General features: G+C 64.6%; 16 protein-coding genes and 3 riboswitches. Of the genes, 11 read left to right on the plus strand and 5 right to left on the minus strand.

Annotated features, from left to right (window positions below):
* Positions 1–54 precede the first annotated feature (54 nt).
* Positions 55–129, plus strand: a riboswitch (cyclic di-GMP riboswitch).
* A 16-nt stretch (positions 130–145) separates the two neighbouring features.
* Complete coding sequence (locus HMI57_RS16370) at positions 146–766, plus strand: response regulator transcription factor (RefSeq protein WP_171587071.1); 621 nt, start codon at positions 146–148, stop codon at positions 764–766.
* 124 nt (positions 767–890) lie between these two features.
* Here the strand turns inward: HMI57_RS16370 and valS are convergent, their stop codons facing one another.
* Positions 891–3,509, minus strand: a complete 2,619-nt coding sequence (gene valS / locus HMI57_RS16375) for a valine--tRNA ligase (protein ID WP_171587072.1) — start codon at positions 3,507–3,509, stop codon at positions 891–893.
* A 31-nt stretch (positions 3,510–3,540) separates the two neighbouring features.
* On the opposite strand from valS, the gene HMI57_RS16380 reads away from it, so the two are divergent.
* The 6 genes from HMI57_RS16380 to HMI57_RS16405 all read left to right on the plus strand — a co-directional run bounded on the left by HMI57_RS16380 (position 3,541) and on the right by HMI57_RS16405 (position 11,305).
* On the plus strand, positions 3,541–4,311 hold the full coding sequence (locus HMI57_RS16380; RefSeq protein ID WP_171587073.1) for an SDR family oxidoreductase: 771 nt from the start codon (positions 3,541–3,543) through the stop codon (positions 4,309–4,311).
* A 282-nt stretch (positions 4,312–4,593) separates the two neighbouring features.
* Positions 4,594–7,923, plus strand: coding sequence for an isoleucine--tRNA ligase (ileS, locus tag HMI57_RS16385; protein ID WP_171587074.1), 3,330 nt, complete (start codon positions 4,594–4,596; stop codon positions 7,921–7,923).
* A gap of 20 nt (positions 7,924–7,943) precedes the next feature.
* Positions 7,944–9,329: a Mur ligase family protein gene (locus HMI57_RS16390; protein ID WP_171587088.1), complete on the plus strand. Its 1,386-nt coding sequence runs from the start codon at positions 7,944–7,946 to the stop codon at positions 9,327–9,329.
* A gap of 10 nt (positions 9,330–9,339) precedes the next feature.
* Entirely contained in the window at positions 9,340–9,813 is a 474-nt protein-coding gene (locus HMI57_RS16395) for a DUF4233 domain-containing protein (protein WP_225668054.1), read from the plus strand.
* Positions 9,814–9,854: 41 nt separating this feature from the next.
* Positions 9,855–10,271 (plus strand): nucleoside-diphosphate kinase, encoded by a 417-nt coding sequence (gene ndk / locus HMI57_RS16400; protein WP_171587075.1) that lies wholly within the window; start codon positions 9,855–9,857, stop codon positions 10,269–10,271.
* 71 nt (positions 10,272–10,342) lie between these two features.
* Complete coding sequence (locus tag HMI57_RS16405) at positions 10,343–11,305, plus strand: aldo/keto reductase (RefSeq protein ID WP_171587076.1); 963 nt, start codon at positions 10,343–10,345, stop codon at positions 11,303–11,305.
* Between the two features lie 57 nt (positions 11,306–11,362).
* On the opposite strand, the gene HMI57_RS16410 is transcribed toward HMI57_RS16405, so the two are convergent.
* The gene (locus HMI57_RS16410; RefSeq protein ID WP_171587077.1) at positions 11,363–12,127 is read right to left on the minus strand and encodes a 3-oxoacyl-ACP reductase; all 765 of its coding nucleotides are present in this window, start codon (positions 12,125–12,127) and stop codon (positions 11,363–11,365) included.
* Positions 12,128–12,184: 57 nt separating this feature from the next.
* Positions 12,185–12,281, minus strand: a riboswitch (TPP riboswitch).
* 89 nt (positions 12,282–12,370) lie between these two features.
* Positions 12,371–12,471: riboswitch (TPP riboswitch) on the plus strand.
* Between HMI57_RS16410 and thiM the strand changes: the two genes are divergently transcribed.
* From thiM to HMI57_RS16430, 4 genes are all read left to right on the plus strand, one after another.
* Positions 12,463–13,296, plus strand: coding sequence for a hydroxyethylthiazole kinase (thiM, locus tag HMI57_RS16415; RefSeq protein WP_228721165.1), 834 nt, complete (start codon positions 12,463–12,465; stop codon positions 13,294–13,296). Its footprint overlaps the riboswitch before it by 9 nt.
* A 17-nt stretch (positions 13,297–13,313) precedes the next feature.
* Positions 13,314–13,964: a thiamine phosphate synthase gene (thiE, locus tag HMI57_RS16420; RefSeq protein ID WP_346655244.1), complete on the plus strand. Its 651-nt coding sequence runs from the start codon at positions 13,314–13,316 to the stop codon at positions 13,962–13,964.
* Complete coding sequence (gene thiD / locus HMI57_RS16425; protein WP_171587080.1) at positions 13,952–14,812, plus strand: bifunctional hydroxymethylpyrimidine kinase/phosphomethylpyrimidine kinase; 861 nt, start codon at positions 13,952–13,954, stop codon at positions 14,810–14,812. The genes thiE and thiD overlap by 13 nt, the downstream gene beginning before the upstream one ends.
* 137 nt (positions 14,813–14,949) lie before the next feature.
* Positions 14,950–15,651 (plus strand): EAL domain-containing protein, encoded by a 702-nt coding sequence (locus HMI57_RS16430; RefSeq protein ID WP_228721166.1) that lies wholly within the window; start codon positions 14,950–14,952, stop codon positions 15,649–15,651.
* Here HMI57_RS16430 and HMI57_RS16435 read toward each other — a convergent pair.
* The 3 genes from HMI57_RS16435 to HMI57_RS16445 form a co-directional block, all read right to left on the minus strand.
* Positions 15,648–16,145 (minus strand): hypothetical protein, encoded by a 498-nt coding sequence (locus tag HMI57_RS16435; RefSeq protein ID WP_171587082.1) that lies wholly within the window; start codon positions 16,143–16,145, stop codon positions 15,648–15,650. The genes HMI57_RS16430 and HMI57_RS16435 overlap by 4 nt on opposite strands.
* A 51-nt stretch (positions 16,146–16,196) precedes the next feature.
* Entirely contained in the window at positions 16,197–16,646 is a 450-nt protein-coding gene (locus HMI57_RS16440) for a hypothetical protein (RefSeq protein ID WP_171587083.1), read from the minus strand.
* Between the two features lie 9 nt (positions 16,647–16,655).
* Positions 16,656–17,308: hypothetical protein (locus HMI57_RS16445; RefSeq protein ID WP_216607618.1), on the minus strand; the 653-nt coding region annotated here is incomplete at its 5' end.

Here is a 17,308-nt window from a genome sequence, read left to right on the forward strand (position 1 = left end):
AGCGCTTTCGGTGCACGGTCAGAGTATACGGCGTCAACTCGAGAGCCGTCCGCTCATCGATAACGGCAAACCCGGTGCGAACCGGGGACGCAAAGCCACGGGACCCACGCGGTCAGCCGGGCTACCGAACAACGAAGGCGCCACCATGCAACTACAGTCATACCCGCGCGCGGGAAAACCGGAAGTGAAACCCATCCCGTGCACGGGAAACCCGGAAGCGAAACCCGAGGCCCCGCAGATCAGCCTCGAACAGCGCACAGCCGTCGTCATCGACCATGACCCGGAGACCCGCGAAGCCATCACGGCGATGCTGACCCTCGCTGGATTCGACGTCCATCCGTCGGCGACGGGGCGTCAGGGCGTGGAACTGGTCCGCAGCAATACGCCGGTGCTGGTCACTCTCAGCGTGGAGCTCCCGGACATCGATGGATACGAAGTACTCCGGCGCATGCGCGAATTCAGCCACTGTTACGTGGCGATGGTCAGCAGCCTGGCGGAGGAGACGGATATTTTGACCGCACTTCACTCAGGAGCCGACGACTATCTGACCAAGCCGTTCAGCCCACGCGAGCTGAGGGCACGGATTGATGCAATGCTGCGCCGGCCACGAAGTGGGGAAGCCAGGGCGGTGCCCCAGCTAGGCAAACCGAGTTCAACCACGCCCGGGGTGGCCTCCCCTCGTCCATCCGTGAATCCCGTTCGGCTTCGACCAGGCGATCTCGCTGTCAACCGTGACGCACGCACGCTACAGGTGGGCTACAGGTAGGAGGCTCACCAGAAGTGCGTTCAGCAGGTTGCATATCAGGACATCGCCGTGATGAGTAGCCTCCGCTAGCCGTCAGAGGCCCCGCAGACCAATCGGTCTGCGGGGCCCTCTCCGCTTTTCTTGGCTAAACTACCTCGACGGGGGCCAGCTCTACCTCGAACACCGAGAGCTCACCTTCGGCCTCAGCCATCCGCAACTCGCGCACGTTGCCTGCGGCGAGGAGGTCGTTAAGCCCGGCATTGAGCTGACGCAACTGCGCCGCCGAGCCATTCACGACGGCGCTGAGGACCTCGGTGCGCTGCTTCACCTTTGCCTCGGACTTCGACCGTCGGATGCCACCGAGAGCCAGTGCAACGGTGCCAAGGACACCGGTGTCGGCGGTGCGGATGGTCCCGGCGAGATGTGCCGACGTCGGCCATTGGGTCCGGTGGACCGAACCGGTGCGCCACCAGCTCCACACCTCTTCAGTGGCGAAGGGCAGGAACGGAGCGAACATCCGCAGCATCGCGTCAAGCGTCGTCGCCAACGTGGCGAGCACCGAAGCCTGCTCGGCCTCACCGGCCGCACCGTAGGCGCGGTCCTTGATCAGCTCCACGTAATCGTCGGTGAAGGACCAGAAGAACGTCTCGCTCAGCTGCAGTGCCCGGGCGTAGTCGTACTTCTCGAACGCGGCAGTCGACGCATCGATCACCTGAGCAAGCTGGGCCAGGAGGGACAGGTCCAGCTGGTTCGTGACCACCGAGGTGTCATCGGTCAGGACCGTGTGCTCAGTGGCACCGAGGTTCAGCACAAACTTCGACGCGTTCAGCAGCTTGATGGCCAACCTGCGCCCGATCTTCATCTGAGCGATCTCGTAGGCCGTATCCGCACCCAGTTTGGCCGAGGCGGCCCAGTATCTGACGGCGTCTGCGCCGAACTCCTCGAGTACGTCGGTGGGGACCACCACGTTGCCCTTGGACTTGGACATCTTCTTGCGGTCCGGATCGAGGATCCAGCCGGACAGTGCCGCGTGGCGCCACGGCGCCGAATCCTGCAGCGAGTCGGCGCGGACGGCGCTGGAGAACAGCCAGGTCCTGATGATGTCGTGGCCCTGGGGGCGGAGGTCGAAGGGGAAGACCTTGGCAAAAAGGTCGGGGTTCTTCGGCCAGCCGCCCACAATCTGTGGGGTCAGTGACGAGGTGGCCCAGGTGTCCAGCACGTCGTTCTCTCCGACGAACCCGCCCGGCTGGTTGCGGGCGCCTTCCTCATAGCCCGGGGCAGGCTCTGCCGCGGGATCCACGGGCAGGGATTCGTGCGGGGGCACGATGGGGGACTCGTAGTCAGGCTCGCCATCGGCGTCCAGGCGGTACCAGACGGGAATCGGTACGCCGAAGAAGCGCTGCCGGGAGACCAGCCAGTCGCCGTTGAGTCCTTCGATCCAGTTCTCGTACCGCGACCGCATGAACGCGGGGTGGAAATCGATCTCCCGACCGCGCTGGATCAGTTTCTCGCGCTTGGCCTCGTCCCTGCCACCGTTGCGGAGGTACCACTGGCGGCTCGTGACTACCTCAAGGGGCTTGTCGCCCTTCTCGTAGAAGTTGACCGGGTGGACCACCTTCTTCGGCTCACCTTCCAGTTCACCGCTGGCGCGGAGCAGTGTGACAACACCCTCTTTGGCGCTGAAGACTGTCTTTCCGGCGATCGTCGAGTAGTTTTCCTGCGCCTTCTCGGTGCTGATCCACTCAGGGGTCTCCGACCGGATGCGCCCGTCGCGGCCTACGATCGCGCGGGTCGGCAACTGCAGTTCCCGCCACCAGATAACGTCAGTGAGGTCACCGAACGTACAGATCATCGCGATGCCGGTGCCCTTGTCGGGCTTCGCCAGGGGGTGCGCCTTGATTTCCACCTCGACGTCAAACAGCGGCGACGTGACGGTGGTGCCGAACAGGTGCTGGTACCGCTCGTCGTCGGGGTTGGCCACCAGCGCCACGCAGGCGGGAAGCAACTCGGGGCGGGTCGATTCGATGAAGACCTTCTCCCCGTCAGGGGTATGGAAGGCGATGCGGTGGTAGGCCCCCGGCTGCTCCCGGTCTTCCAGTTCCGCCTGCGCCACGGCGGTGCGGAAGGTGACATCCCAGAGGGTGGGTGCTTCGGCAAGATACGCGTCGCCGGCTGCCAGGTTGTCGAGGAAAGCCCGCTGGCTGACGGCCCGTGAAGTGTCGTCAATGGTGCGGTAGGTGAGGTTCCAGTCGACTGAGAGGCCCAGGGTGCTGAACAGGTTCTCGAAGACCAGCTCATCCTGGACGGCAAGTTCCTCGCACAGCTCGATGAAGTTCCGGCGGGAAACGGCATCGAAGTCGCGCTGGTTCTTCGGAGGCTCGGCGGGGGGAGTGTAGCTCGCGTCGTAGGGGACGGACGGGTCGCAGCGGACCCCGTAGTAGTTCTGGACGCGGCGTTCGGTGGGAAGGCCATTGTCGTCCCAGCCCATCGGGTAGAACACGTTCTTGCCGCGCATCCGCTGATACCGGGCGACGACGTCGGTCTGGGTGTAGGAGAACATGTGTCCCACGTGCAGGGAGCCGGATGCCGTCGGCGGGGGAGTATCAATCGAATACACCTCCGCCCGGGAGGTTTCGGGGTCGAAGGTGTAGGTGCCATCCGCCCGCCACTGTGCGGCGAGCCGGGACTCGAGACCCTCGAGAACCGGTTTGTCAGGGACATTTACTGTTGCGGGCGTGTCTGTGCCCGGAGTGTGTTCAGCCATACCGGCAATTGTTTCACGATAAGTTGGATCCATGACTTCCACACCAACGACCCCCACGCAGCGCGCAGCAGTTGTCACCGGTGCGAGCACCGGCATTGGCCAGGCGACCGTCCGTCTCCTTGCAGCCCAGGGGTGGCGGGTGTTCGCTGTAGCCCGCCGCGCCGACAGGCTCGAGGAACTCGCTGCCGAGACCGGGGCGATCGCTGTCCCCACCGATATCACCGCCGACGACGACGTCGAGCGCCTCCTCGGGGCCGTCGCCGACGCCGGCGGCGCCGATACGCTCGTCAACATTGCCGGCGGAGCGCGTGGAGCCGACCGGATGGTCGACGCGAAGACCGCCGACTGGGAGTGGATGTACCAGGCGAATGTCGTGGGCACCATGAAGATGACCCGAGCGTTCCTTCCCATGCTCAGGGCGCAGGCCGGGGGCGGGACGGTCCTCAATCTGACCTCCACCGCCGGCATGGTCTCCTACGAGGGCGGTGCCGGCTACAACGCTGCCAAGGCGGGCCAGCGCGCCATGACCCGTGCGCTCCGGCTGGAAGAGGCCGAGCACGGCGTCCGCGTCATCGAGGTACTCCCCGGAATGGTGCACACCGAGGAGTTCTCCCTCAACCGGCTGGGCAGCGCTGACGCCGCATCAAAGGTGTACGACGGCGTCGAGAAGCCGCTGACCAGCGAGGATGTCGCCGATATCGTCGCCTACGCCGTCACAGTGCCCCACCATGTGAACCTCGACGAGATTGTGGTCCGGCCGCTGGCGCAGGCCGCAGCCCACAAGGTGATCCGGAAACAGTAGGACAAATCGGTTAGACTACTGACAGCAGCTTTGACCCGGCATCACCGGTGAGCTTCCGGAAGAACACCCTCCGCGCACCTGGCAGCTAACCAGGTCAGATGCACGGCGGGTCAGTAGAACCGGACGGGTAAGCCCGTCACAGCGGTCACGAAGTGGCAGCCGCGAGGATACTTCTCGCTGGCGGCAAGTGAGGTGGTACCGCGGGTTGGGCGTGCTGGTTGCAGGATGGGCTAGCCGTTGAACACGTCCTCGCAGGTAACTGAACCACACCTTGCCTACAGGATGAACAACATGCCACAGATCTACCCCAAGGCCACCAGCCTTGACAGTGCCGCTGACGCTTCAGTTTCCTCTTCCGCGTCCCCCCGCTTCCCGGAGATCGAGGAGCGCATCCTCAAATATTGGGACGCCGATGGCACCTTCCAGGCATCAATCGACGCTCGCAGCGCGGACCTCCCCGATGGCGAGAACGGCTCCAACGAGTTCGTCTTCTACGATGGACCTCCCTTCGCCAACGGGCTGCCCCACTACGGGCACCTGTTGACTGGCTACGCCAAGGACCTGGTGGGCCGCTACCAGACGCAGCGCGGCCACCGGGTCGAGCGCCGGTTCGGGTGGGACACCCACGGGCTGCCCGCCGAGCTTGAGGCCATGAAGCAGCTCGGCATGAGCGACAAGGCGCAGATCGAAGCCATGGGCATCGACAAGTTCAACGACGCCTGCCGGTCCTCGGTGATGAAGTACGCGCGGGAGTGGCAGGACTACGTCACCCGCCAGGCCCGCTGGGTGGACTTCGACAACGACTACAAGACGCTCAACGTCGACTATATGGAATCGGTCATCTGGGCATTCAAAAACCTGTACGACAAAGGGCTCACCTACAACGGCTACCGGGTCCTGCCCTACTGCTGGAACGACGAAACGCCGCTGTCGAACCACGAGCTGCGGATGGACGACGACGTCTACCAGGACCGCCAGGACCAGACCGTCACGGTGACGTTCCCCATCCTCGCCGGTTCCACAGCGCTGTCCCAGGAGCTCGCCGGCGTGCAGGCCCTCGCCTGGACCACCACGCCCTGGACCCTGCCCACCAACGCGGCCCTCGCCGTCGGGCCTGATATCACCTACTCTGTGGTGCCCGCCGGGGAGTCGCTCGCCGACGACGACCGCCGGTTCCTCATCGCTGCCGACCTGCTGGGCAACTACGCCAAGGACCTCGGCTACGCCTCAGCGAAGGAGGCGACCGCCGCCGTCGAGCGTTCCCTGCAGGGCGCCGAGCTTGCCGATCTGACCTACGAACCGCTGTGGGATTACCTCGCCGACCCTGAGCAGGGCGGCTACCGCAACGCCTTCCGCTTCCTCGTCGCCGACTACGTCACCACCACCGACGGCACCGGCATCGTGCACCAGTCGCCCGCCTACGGCGAGGAGGACCAGAAGATCTGCGAGGAGGCCGGGATCCAGGTCATCCTCTCCGTCGATGAAGGCGCGCGCTTCCTGCCGATGTACGGGCACGGGCCCCTCGCCGACATCGTAGGCCTGCAGGTTTTCGACGCCAACAAGCCCATCACCCGGGTGCTGAAAGACAGCGGTCGACTGGTCCGCCAGGCCAGCTACGTGCACAGCTACCCGCACTGCTGGCGGTGCCGCAACCCGCTGATCTACCGCGCCGTGTCGTCCTGGTTTGTTGAGGTCACCAAGATCAAGGACCGGATGGTGGACCTGAACCAGGGCATCAACTGGATCCCCGAGAACGTGAAAGACGGACAGTTCGGCAAGTGGCTCGCCAATGCCCGGGACTGGTCGATCAGCCGGAACCGGTACTGGGGGAGCCCCATCCCGGTCTGGCAGTCCGACGACCCCGCGTACCCGCGCACCGACGTGTACGGCTCACTCGCCGAGATCCAGGCCGACTTCGGCCGGCTGCCCCTGAACAAGGCTGGCGAGCCGGACCTGCACCGCCCGTTCATCGACGAGCTGACCCGGCCCAACCCCGACGACCCCCGCACCCCGGCGGAGGGTCAGTCCACCATGCGCCGGGTCGAGGACGTCCTGGACGTCTGGTTCGACTCCGGCTCCATGCCGTTCGCCCAGGTGCACTACCCGATGGAGAACCAGGACTGGTTCGAGTCGCACAACCCGGCTGACTTCATCGTCGAGTACATCGGGCAGACCCGCGGCTGGTTCTACATGCTGCACGTCCTCTCCACGGCCCTGTTTGACCGGCCGGCCTTCCGGAACGTCATCAGCCACGGCATCGTCCTGGGCGACGACGGGCAGAAGGCATCGAAGAGCCTGGGCAACTACCCGGACGTCACCGAGGTTCTGGACCGTGACGGCGCCGATGCGATGCGTTGGTTCCTCATGTCCTCCCCGGTGCTGCGCGGCGGCAACCTGATCGTCACCGAGCAGGGCATCCGCGACGGCGTCCGGCAGGTCATCCTTCCGCTCTGGAACGTCTGGCACTTCTTTAGCCTCTACACGAACGCCGCCGCTGGCGGCACCGGATACGAAGCGAAGACGGTCGGCCCGGAGCAGGCGGAACGCCTCGCCGAGCCGGTTGACCGCTACATCCTCGCCTACACCGGAAACCTGGTGCGGGACATGACGGCGTCCCTCGATGCCTTCAACATCAGCGACGCCTGCGAGACCCTGCGCCGCTACCTGGACACCCTGACCAACTGGTATGTCCGCCGGAGCCGGCAGCGGTTCTTCGACGAGGACACCGACGCCTTCGACGTGCTCTACACCTGCCTTGAGGCGGTCTGCCGGGCGGCAGCGCCGCTGCTGCCCCTCGTCACCGAGGAAATCTGGCGCGGACTGACCGGCGGACGCTCGGTGCACCTCACCGACTGGCCCGAGGCATCGGCCTTCCCCGAGGCACCTGATCTGGTCGAACGGATGGAACGCACCCGCCAGATCTGCTCCACCGGATCCAGCCTGCGGAAGGCAGCGAACCTGCGGGTCCGCTTGCCGCTCGCCAACCTCACCGTGGTGGCTCCGTCAGCCGGGAACCTGGACGGCCAGTACCAGGGGATCATCGCCGATGAGCTGAACATCAAGAAGGTCCGGCTGATCGACGCCGCCGACGCCTCGCCTGAAGAATTCGGGATTGTGCAGAAGCTTGTGGTGAACGCCAGGGCCGCCGGCCCGCGGCTGGGCAAGAACGTCCAGGCTGCCATCAAGGCAGCGAAGTCCGGCGACTGGTCGGTTGGCGCCGATGGCGCTGTAACCGCCGGAGACCTGGCCCTCGAACCTCACGAATACACGCTCGAAACGGTGGTGTCAGACGACGGCGACAACGCGGGCAAGGCTGTCACGGTCCTGCCCGGTGGCGGTTTCCTGGTGCTCGACACCGTGGTCACCCCTGAGCTCGCCGCCGAGGGTGCTGCACGGGACGCCATCCGAGCCATCCAGCAGGCCCGCCGCGACGCCGACCTGCACATCAGCGACCGCATCGTCACCACCCTGGGTGCGGCACCGGAACTGGTGGACGCACTGACATCCAACGCAGCACTCATCAAGGCGGAAACGCTGACCAATGAACTCCACGTCGTGGCGGCACCGCCGGCTGCCGGCGAGTTCACAGTCACAGTAGAGAGGCACTCATGAGCCAGCAGAACCCGGAACCGATGGACGCCGAGGATTCAACGCCGGTAGGGAGCCAGTTCGACAGGTTCTCGGTCGAGAGCGTCTACGCTGAATTGCTCAGCCGGGCGCCCGAGAACAAGATGGAACCCCGGATGGCACCGATGCTCAGGGCAATGGAGATCCTCGGCGAACCCAACAAGGCGTACCCAATCATCCACCTGACCGGAACCAACGGGAAGACCTCGACCGCACGCATGGTCGAGGGCATCCTGCGTGCGCATGAGCTGCGCACCGGCCGGTACACCAGCCCACACCTGAGCAGCGTCACCGAACGCATCAGCATCGACGGTGAACCGGTCTCCGATGAGACCTTTGTGCGGATCTGGGATGAGATCCGCCCGTTCCTGGAAATCATCGACGGTGAACTGGAGGCGGCGGGGGACCCCCGGCTGACCTACTTCGAGAGCATCACCGTTCTGGCGTTCGCGGTCTTCGCCGACGAGCCGGTCGACGTCGCCATCATCGAAGTGGGGCTTGGCGGCATTACCGACGCGACGAACGTGGGCGACGGCCAGGTAGCCGTCGTCACGCCGATCTCCCTGGATCACACCGAGCTGCTCGGCGACACCGAATACGACATTGCCCTGGAAAAATCCGGAATCATCAAACCGGGCGGCTTCCTGATCAGCGCGGCCCAGCCCCACGAGGCAGCCCAGGTGCTGCTGGAGCGGGCGCGGGAAGTAGGGGTCGAGTTCCGGTTCGAGGGCGTCGAATTTGGCGTCGAAACCCGGACTATTGGCGTCGGCGGCCAGGTGCTCTCCATCAACGGGATTGCTGGCAGATACGAGGAACTGCTGCTACCCCTGCACGGGGCGCACCAGGCGCAGAACGCAGCAGTCGCCGTCGCCGCCGTCGAGGCATTCATTGGCGGCGGGACCCGTGAACTCGATGCCGCCGTCGTGCGCGAAGGACTGAGGACGGTCACGTCGCCGGGACGGATCGAGGTGGTGCGCACTGCACCGAGCATCATCGTGGACGCGGCGCACAACGCCGCTGGCGCCAAAGCCACCGCGGCCGCAGTCAAGGAAGCCTTCGACTTCAGTCGGTTGATCCTCGTGATCGGTGTGCTGCAGGACAAGGACGCCGCCGCCATCCTCGCCGAACTGCATGAGGAACTGGGCGGCATCCTTGAGGACGTCTGCCTGACCCAGTCGAATTCACCGCGGGCCATCCCCGCTGCCGACCTGCTCCAAGATGCACTCGCGGCCGGGTTCGCCGAGGAGAACATCCACATCGCCGAACGGCTCGACGACGCCCTTGAGTGGGCGGTCATGAAGGCCGAGGAAAACAACGACCTCGCAGGGGGCATCCTCATCACCGGTTCCATCACGGTGGTGGGGGAGGCCCGCACCCTGCTGGGCAAGTAGGGGAGTGCACATGGAGCAAAACCGGAAGCGCCGTATGACCAAGGCGCAGCGGGAATGGCGACCGGGCATGCCGAAGAAGCGCCGGTCCATCAAGGTCACGTTCGCCTCGGTGGTCCTCACCCTCGAAGCACTGGTGGTGCTGTTTGCCACCCTCGCCGCCTTCGGACTGCTGCGCGATACCATTCCACCCGCCCTGATTCTTTCGGTCGGCCTGGTGCTGGCGTTGGCGCTGGTGGGGGCGTGTGCGTTCCTGACCAAGCCGTACGGCATCGCCATCGGCTGGGTGCTGCAGCTGGTCATCATTGCCACCGGGTTCATCGAACCCACCATGTTCCTGATCGGTGTGTTGTTCGCCCTGACCTGGCTGTACGGAATCCGTACCGGGATCCGGCTGGACGCGGAAAACGTCGAACGTGACCGCCAGCAAGCCGAATGGGAACGGGCGAACCCCGAGGGCGGGTCAGAGTCCGGACCTAATGTTTAGTAGAGTTCCACTGGCCATACCCAACACTTTGGAGGACTTCTGTGAGCGCTGAACGCACTCTTGTACTGATCAAGCCCGACGGCGTGTCCCGCGCTTTGTCCGGGACCATCCTGTCCCGGGTTGAAGCCAAGGGCTACACCCTGGTTGATCTGAAGATGGTTTCGGCCACCCGCGCGATGCTCGAAGAGCACTACGAGGAGCACGTCGGCAAGCCCTTCTTCGAACCACTCGTTGAGTTCATGCTCAGCGGCCCCATCGTCGCTGCCATCTTCGAGGGCGAGCGGGTCATCGAGGGGTTCCGGTCTCTCGCCGGCGCCACCGAGCCTACGGCCGCCGCTCCCGGTACCATCCGTGGCGATCTGGGCCGGGACTGGGGCCTGAAGGTGCAGCAGAACCTGGTCCATGGTTCGGACTCGGCTGAATCGGCCGAGCGCGAAATGGGTATCTGGTTCGCCTGAGCACCAACTCACCGGATTCTACCCGGGGCGCCGGAAGGTGCCTCGGGTAACCGATGTTGTAGCGTAGTCCCATGACTGAATATCGCAGACTTGGCAACTCCGGACTGAACGTTTCAGTGGTAGGGCTCGGGTGCAACAACCTGGGCCGCGCCGGAACGCCCACCGAGACGCAGCGTGGTACCAACGCCGTCATCGGAGCGGCCATCGATGCGGGAATCAACTTCTTCGACGTGGCCGATTCCTACGGGAAAACTCCCGGTCTGAGCGAGGAGATGCTGGGCAAGGCCCTCGTCAAGAACCGCGACGACGTGCTCATCGCCACCAAGTTCGGGCTGGACCTCAAGGGCGCCAACGGTCCGGATTGGGGTGCGCGCGGATCGCGCCGCTACATCATGAAGGCCGTCGACGCGTCACTGCGGCGCCTGGGCACCGACTGGATCGACCTGTACCAGTTCCACGCCCCGGACCCGCTGACGCCCATCGACGAGACCCTTTCGGCGCTGGACGCCCTCGTCACCAGTGGCAAGGTCAGGTACATCGGCCACTCCAACCGGGCTGGCTGGCAGATTGCCGAGGCCGAGTTCGTGGCCCAGCTCGGCGGATACACCCCCTTCATTTCCGCCCAGAACCACTGGAACCTCCTCGAGCGCAAGATCGAAGCCGAGGTGGTCCCCGCAGCCGAGGCCTACGGGATCGGCATGCTCCCCTTCTTCCCCCTCGCCAACGGCCTGCTGACCGGCAAGTACAGTGCCTCAAAGGTTCCCGCGGGCAGCAGACTCACCCACTCCCGCACCAACCTGCTGGACGGCGCCGACTGGGACCAGCTCGCCGACTTCGGAGCTTTCGCGAGGGCCCGGGACCTGACCGAGCTGCAGGTGGCTTTCTCCTGGCTGGCCGCCCAGCCGTCAGTCGCCTCGGTCATCGCCGGCGCCACCAAACCGGAACAGATCGAGCAGAATGCCCAAGCCGTGTGCTGGGTGCCGTCAGAAACGGAGCTGCAGGAACTCGACCGCATCTTCCCCCGCGCCGCCTAGGCCGGCCGACTGACGCCTGACCGGGCACCGAGGAACCAGGACTGAGCAGGGCAGTGGTCAATCCATGACCAGCCCGCCATCAACCACCAGATTCTGTCCGGTCACGGATCGGGCCCAGGGCGAGGCGAAGAAGAGAACAGCGGCGGCGAACTCCTGCGGCGTGGTCACCCGCCCCAGCGGTGTTGATGCTGCGATGAAATCGAAGACCTCCTCAGGGGTCGCGGCGCTGGCGTCAGTGGTGCGCAGCAGGCCCCCGGAGACCATATTGACTGTGATGTTCTGGGGTCCGAGGTCTTTCGCCAAGGTTCGGGTCAGCGATAGGAGCGCCGCCTTCGCCGCGGTGTAGTCGTGATACGGCACCACAGGGTTCTGGAACAGGTTAGTGCCGATGTTGATGATGCGCCCGAATTGATGCTGGCGCATTCCCGGAAGTGCTGCCTGTGTGGTGTTGATCCCGGCCCTGACGCTGCCGGCGAACTGGGAGCTGAACTCGTCCCAACTGATCTCCGCTGCGGTGGAGCGCGCGTCGCCATTGAAAGTGAATGATGCCAGCGCGTTGTTCACCACAGTGGTGACTGGGGCTCCGAAGTGCTCGCGCGCCCGTTCGAGCAGGTCGCCGACCTGCAAAGGGTCAGTCACATCCGCGGCTCCAGCCCACGCCCGTGCCGGACCGATCTGGGCGGCGAGCTCGTGGGCCCGGTCTGCGCTGGTCCGGTAGTTGATGACTACGCGGGAGCCTTCAGCCGAGAATGCCTCGACGATGCTGCGGCCCAGGCCCCGACCGCCTCCGGTAACCAGGACAATTTGTTCGGTGAGTTGCATGGATTACCCCATCTGACATTGTGTGAAATTGGGGCGAAAAGACGCATGAACTGACCAAAAAGGCCTGATGGACATCCCTTCGCCAGTTCGAACTGGATCAGGTTCAACGGGTGTCATCTCAGCCAGCATCAAACCGGCACCCCGTGTCGCTCCCCATACAGTAACCACGGAGTAGGCCGCAGCGCTACCTGATAGGCCAGGAGGCGAATTTGTGGAGGTTCGGGGCGGAGCGGTTAGGGTGGTGACCATGGCACGGGGTGCTGCTCATCAGGAGCAGCTGAGAATCTACACCCGTTGAACCTGATCTAGTTCGAACTAGCGAAGGGATGTCGTGGATGACTGTTCGTCATGCATCATCTGATTGTGCCCAACTCCTCGCCGAGCTGCGGAAAGAATCTCCGTTGGTCCAGTGTCTGACCAACGCCGTGGTGACCAACTTCACCGCCAACGTCCTTCTCGCCGTGGGTGCTGCGCCCGCCATGGTGGATGTTCCTGCGGAAGCCAGCCAGTTCGCCTCCGTCGCGTCGGGGATCCTTATCAATCTGGGGACCCCCCACAGGGACCAGCAGACGGCGATGACCGAAGCCGTGGTTGCCGCGAATGCCGCCGGAACGCCGTGGGTGCTGGACCCGGTGGCCGTCGGATTCCTCTCTGTCCGAACTGAGCTTGCCGATGCGCTGACGGCACGAAATCCGCGGATTATCCGGGGGAATGCCTCCGAGATCCTCGCGCTGGCGGGTGCTGGCTCCGGCGGCCGCGGAGTCGATTCCACCGACGATCCGCTGGATGCCCGGGACGCGGCCCGGGCACTCGCGCAGTCGACGTCGTCGGCGGTGGCCATTTCAGGCGCCCACGATTTCGTGGTTGGCCCGGAGGGGGATGCCGTCGTCGTAGCGAACGGGAATGCCCTGCTGACGAAGGTGACGGGTGGCGGCTGCGCGCTGGGGGCCGTCATGGCTGCCTTCGCCTCCCTGACCGACGACGCTGTCCTCGCGGCCACTGCGGCAACCGGAGTGTACACAGTTGCAGCGGAGCAAGCGGCTGCGCGGGCGCACGGGCCAGGAAGCTTCGCCGTCGAATTCCTCGACCGGCTGGCGGCCGTCACCCCCGAGGACGTCGCAACGGGTTTGAATCTCCGCGCGGTGAGCGTATCGGACAGCGCGCGATGAGTCGATGGAACGACTCCGTGACTCTTCGGGACCATCTATCCCTCTACCTGGTGACTGACACTGGCTTGTGCCAACCGACGCCGGTAGCTGAGGTTGTTGCAGCTGCGGTGGCCGGCGGCGCGACAATGGTTCAGGTGCGCGACAAGAACGCGTCGACCAAGACACTGCTCCAGTTACTTCTCGCAGTTGCCGAAGCGGTCGGATCGACCGTCCCTGTGCTGGTCGATGACCGTGTTGATGTCTTCCTGGCTGCTCGTGTCCACGGGGCGCAGGTGGCCGGGGTGCACGTTGGTCAATCCGACCTGCCCGTCCAGTTGGTGCGGTCAATCGTCGGACCGGGTGCGATCGTGGGCCTCAGCGCTGCTAATGCCAGCGAAATAGGGACCGCCCACAATCTGCCAGCTGGGACAGTGGACTATCTGGGGGTCGGTGCCATCCATGCAACGGCCACCAAAGCCGATCATCCAGAGCCTTTGGGAATTGAAGGATTCGGGGCTCTGGCGTCCGGAAGCTCTTTGCCATGTGTGGCAATAGGCGGGATCGGGGTATCAGATGTGCGGCCGCTCCGCGACGCCCGGGCTTCAGGGGTCGCCGTCGTCTCAGCCGTCTGCGCGTCGGCCGATCCGGAGGCAGCGGCAAGGGAATTGGCTGGCCAATGGCGCTCCTAGAACCACTGGCCCTCCGCCGGATCCCCCGCATTCTCAGCATCGCCGGAACGGATCCCACGGGCGGGGCGGGCATTCATGCCGATCTGAAGAGTATTGCCGCGATGGGTGGTTACGGGATGGCTGTCGTCACAGCGCTTGTCGCGCAGAACACGAGGGGCGTCCGCTCGGTGCACACCCCACCGGCCGGGTTTCTGCGTGATCAGCTGGATGCAGTGAGTGACGACGTGACCATCGACGCCGTGAAGATCGGGATGCTCGGCGACGCGGCCACCATCGAAGTTGTCCATGAGTGGCTTCTGCGGGTTCACCCACAGCTGGTGGTGCTTGATCCCGTCATGATCGCCACCAGCGGCGACAGACTATTGGCTGGCTCGGCTGAAGCATCCATGCGGGACCTGGTGGAGACGGTGAGCCTGGTGACACCGAACCTGCCCGAGCTGGCGGTGCTGGTGGGCGCGCCAACTGCCACGCGCTGGCCGGAAGCACTGGACCAGGCGCGGAGGCTCTCTGCCGGCGCAGCAACGGCTGTCCTCGTCAAGGGCGGGCACCTACTCACGGATTCGAGCCCGGATGCCCTGGTGGATATGACGGGATCGGCGGAGGAAACCTTTCAGGAGTTCCACGCGCCCCGAGTCTCCACGAGCAACACCCATGGAACAGGGTGTTCGCTGTCCGCTGCCGTTGCGACAGTCATGGCGCGCACGGGGGACTGGGGTACCGCCATCAGTGAGGTGAAGGAGTGGCTGCAGGGGGCTTTGACCTACGCCGACGACTTACAGGTCGGTGAAGGTAGCGGGCCGATCAACCACTTCCATCACCTATGGCCGGCAGCATCGCCAGGCAAGTGAAGACCTGCGCCCGCTCCGACACACCGGAACCGACCCAAATCCTCTCCCCGTGACATACCGTAGACCTAACACCCGAGAGGATCCCCATGGCATGTGACGGCTGCAGAACTTCGTCAAAATTGGATTTCGACTTCAGCATGGCCTTCCAGCCGATCTACGACGCCGTCGCCGGACGCGTGTGGGGCTACGAGGCGCTGGTCAGGGGCTTCGCTGGCGAAGGTGCCTACGACGTCCTGTCCAGGGTGTCCCCGGAACAGAAGTACCGCTTCGACCAGGACTGCCGGGTTAAAGCCATCGAACTGGCCTCACGACTGTTCCCCGCGGATGAGGAGCTGAAGCTCTCCATCAACTTTATGCCCAACGCCGTCTACGAGCCTGCCGCCTGCCTTCGGGCGACGCTGCAGGCCGCCGCCCGCTTCAGGTTCCCGACGTCGGCAATCATGTTCGAGTTCACCGAGAACGAGGAGGTGTCCGACACCGGCCACCTCACGAACATCATCACCGAATACCGCAAGCACGGCTTCACCACCGCCATCGACGACTTTGGTGCCGGTCACGCGGGGCTGGGATTGCTGGTCGATTTTCAGCCCGACCTGATCAAGATCGACATGCTGCTGATCCGCGGAATCGACACGAGCCCGGCGCGCCAGACCGTCGTCGCCGGAATCGTCGATATGGCAGCCAAGCTCGGCATCACTGTCCTCGCCGAGGGTATTGAAACCGAAGCGGAATACCTCGCACTGAAGGCTGCCGGAATTGGTCTGTTCCAGGGCTACTGGTTCGCGAAGCCAGCGTTCGAGGCGCTTCCGCCGTTGCGAGCCGTCCTGGTTGGTAGCTAGCGGCTATCGCGTTTCGCCTGGCGTCGGGCCCCCAGGGAGCGGCTTGAGGCGTCACGCTTGACCCCGCCAGTGGTTCTTTGATGGGAGCGGGCGCGCCCCGGGCCGTCGACAGCCGGAGCACTATCAGGCGCCGACTGCGGCCCCGCCGACTTACCCTTCCGTGCCCGCTCCAGGCGTTCGAGCTTGAGCTCCTCGGCGGCAACATGCGCAACAGTGGTGAGCTCGGCGCTGACCAACGACAACGCCTCCTCGAACACGTAAGCTCGCGCGCGTGCCTTGTCGGACCGTTTGGAGGCTTTCCCCCGGCCACCGGATTCGACAACTTTCCCTGCCGCTTTCCGGCGGTAGTTAGTGGTGTACTTATTGCGTGCACGCCGGATCCGCTTGTGAAGCGCCAGGAGTCCGTCCTCGTCAAGAGCTGCCAGCCGTTCGGGCTCCAGCTCCCGGATGAGATCAAGCTGCTTCTTCGTCAAAACCCACAGGTACTGCTCCATCTGCCGATACTCCCACAGCCCCCGTTTGACGGGTAGTCGCCAACAGGTCTGCTACATGCGGCCGAGTGCTTCAGTGGCAATCTCCCGGAGCGCGGGATCCTGCGCACTTTCGGACACCTCGGCCACCTTGTCGCGCACCTCGGGGGAGAGTCCGGCAGACACGGACCGAAGAGCGAGCTTCTGCACCCCCTGATCGTCATCGAGCATGAGAGAGCCCAACACCCTGCTGGCCGACTCTGCCGGTAGCATCGCTGCTGCCTGCGCAGCTGCCACCCGCACCCGGGCGTCGTCGTTCACCGCCGCGGCAGCAACGACCTCCTCGGATTGATCGCTTTCTATCGCTCCGGCAAGGTAGGCGGCCTTGGCAGCAAGTCCGGGTTCAGCCTCGCGGACCAGGGTCAGCAGATGCGGAAGTGCATCTGGGCCAAGCCTCGACGCTTCGGGATAGTCCACCTCATCCGGATCGAGGGCTGAACGGACATCCTCCATGGTCACTGACATGGCGCTCTCCTAAACGTTCACTGTTAGTGCGCTGTTGACCAGCGTAGTGGTTTCCGCCCCGTTGAGGTCAGGCGGTGGATTGGTGATGTTCCAGGTGCCGCCACCCATCATCAACCGGTCGGTCGGCGTGACGTGGGGCAGTCCCAGCACGTGCCCCACCTCGTGGCCAAGAGTCCAGCTGCTGGCTGTGGAGGACACGGCGCAGCTTGGCCGGCCAGCGGGGAAGGCCGCGCACCCGTTCAGGGGCGGATTGGTGCTTCTGACGAAATAGACGGCGACGTGGTTGGTGCCGACATTGGCCCGGTTTCCATAAAGCTGGTTCTGCTCGGCGGTAGTCGAACCCATGGTGCACCCGCCCACATCCAGGTCCGTGAGCAACGGGAGGTTCAGGTTCTCGGTGGAACCCACTGCAACATTGATACCCCGGCTGGCGTAGACCGTCCGCATGGCCTGGACCATTTGGTCGACGGTGAAGCTCGTGGGGGCGGTCAGGATCTTCAGGTGGAGGATAACTGTCGGGACCAGGCTCCACGCCTTCGACCAGACGTTGTTGTCAGTGCCCCTGACGAAGACATGCTCGTGTTCCTGACCCATGGTGTCGGAGACCGGTTCGGAGGCGAGAACACCGCCGTCGTTGTGGCGTCCCCAATCGTGCCAAGCGC

The sequence above is a fragment of the Arthrobacter sp. 260 genome (assembly GCF_013116745.1).
Taxonomy (GTDB): Bacteria; Actinomycetota; Actinomycetes; order Actinomycetales; family Micrococcaceae; genus Arthrobacter_D.

Coding starts and splice junctions, on each gene's coding strand:
- HMI57_RS16370 (WP_171587071.1), top strand. CDS start 146: ATGCAACTACAGTCATACCCGCGCGCGGGAAAACCGGAAGTGAAACCC.
- HMI57_RS16380 (WP_171587073.1), top strand. CDS start 3,541: ATGACTTCCACACCAACGACCCCCACGCAGCGCGCAGCAGTTGTCACC.
- thiM (WP_228721165.1), top strand. CDS start 12,463: ATGACTGTTCGTCATGCATCATCTGATTGTGCCCAACTCCTCGCCGAG.
- HMI57_RS16390 (WP_171587088.1), top strand. CDS start 7,944: ATGGACGCCGAGGATTCAACGCCGGTAGGGAGCCAGTTCGACAGGTTC.
- valS (WP_171587072.1), bottom strand. CDS start 3,509: ATGGCTGAACACACTCCGGGCACAGACACGCCCGCAACAGTAAATGTC.
- HMI57_RS16410 (WP_171587077.1), bottom strand. CDS start 12,127: ATGCAACTCACCGAACAAATTGTCCTGGTTACCGGAGGCGGTCGGGGC.
- HMI57_RS16395 (WP_225668054.1), top strand. CDS start 9,340: ATGGAGCAAAACCGGAAGCGCCGTATGACCAAGGCGCAGCGGGAATGG.
- HMI57_RS16430 (WP_228721166.1), top strand. CDS start 14,950: ATGGCCTTCCAGCCGATCTACGACGCCGTCGCCGGACGCGTGTGGGGC.
- HMI57_RS16435 (WP_171587082.1), bottom strand. CDS start 16,145: ATGGAGCAGTACCTGTGGGTTTTGACGAAGAAGCAGCTTGATCTCATC.
- HMI57_RS16440 (WP_171587083.1), bottom strand. CDS start 16,646: ATGTCAGTGACCATGGAGGATGTCCGTTCAGCCCTCGATCCGGATGAG.
- HMI57_RS16405 (WP_171587076.1), top strand. CDS start 10,343: ATGACTGAATATCGCAGACTTGGCAACTCCGGACTGAACGTTTCAGTG.
- ileS (WP_171587074.1), top strand. CDS start 4,594: ATGAACAACATGCCACAGATCTACCCCAAGGCCACCAGCCTTGACAGT.
- thiD (WP_171587080.1), top strand. CDS start 13,952: ATGGCGCTCCTAGAACCACTGGCCCTCCGCCGGATCCCCCGCATTCTC.